At 57.9% G+C, this 560-nt stretch carries 1 pseudogene; it reads left to right on the plus strand.

What is annotated here, in order from left to right:
- Positions 1-490: pseudogene (locus P0D96_RS48330) on the plus strand (ISNCY family transposase); the annotation flags it as partial.
- Positions 491-560: the final 70 nt, after the last annotated feature.

A 560-nucleotide genomic window follows, 5' to 3' on the forward strand; every position in this document is an offset into this window, starting at 1 on the left:
ACTGCGTGCCGACGACGATCTTGATCTGATCCTGACGTGTCGCGTGCCACGGCGCGTGTCGAAGGTACTGACGGTGCAGTACGACCGGGTGATCTATCTGCTGGAGGATACGGTGGCGAACCGCAGCCTGATTCATCGTTATCTGGATGTGTTCGAGTATCCGGATGGGCGCATCGAGATTCGGGTGAATGGCGCTGCCCTGCCCTGTGTACCGTATGACCGGCTCTCGGAGATCGATCAGGCTGCTGTGGTCGATAACAAGCGGCTGGGACACACGTTGCAGATGGCGCAGGTCATTCAGGCGCAGCGCGATGACCGGCGGGCATCCGGATCACCATCGAGGACCAATCAGGGTGAAGCGCCGCGGCCAAAGGAGCGCAAGGTGGGCACCCGCAAGCAGCGCGAGCTGACCCGGGAACAGTTGAATGAAGCGATTCTGGGAACTGCCAGAATGCGGGTTGGCTCGGTGCTTAAAAGCCCTCTAACATAGAGATTTCTGAACCTCAAAACCGGACATTTCTAAAAAGTCCAAACCCGGACATTTCAGAATGGCCTCGACA

The sequence above is a fragment of the Paraburkholderia sp. RL17-347-BIC-D genome, assembly GCF_046027915.1.
Classification (GTDB): domain Bacteria; phylum Pseudomonadota; class Gammaproteobacteria; order Burkholderiales; family Burkholderiaceae; genus Paraburkholderia.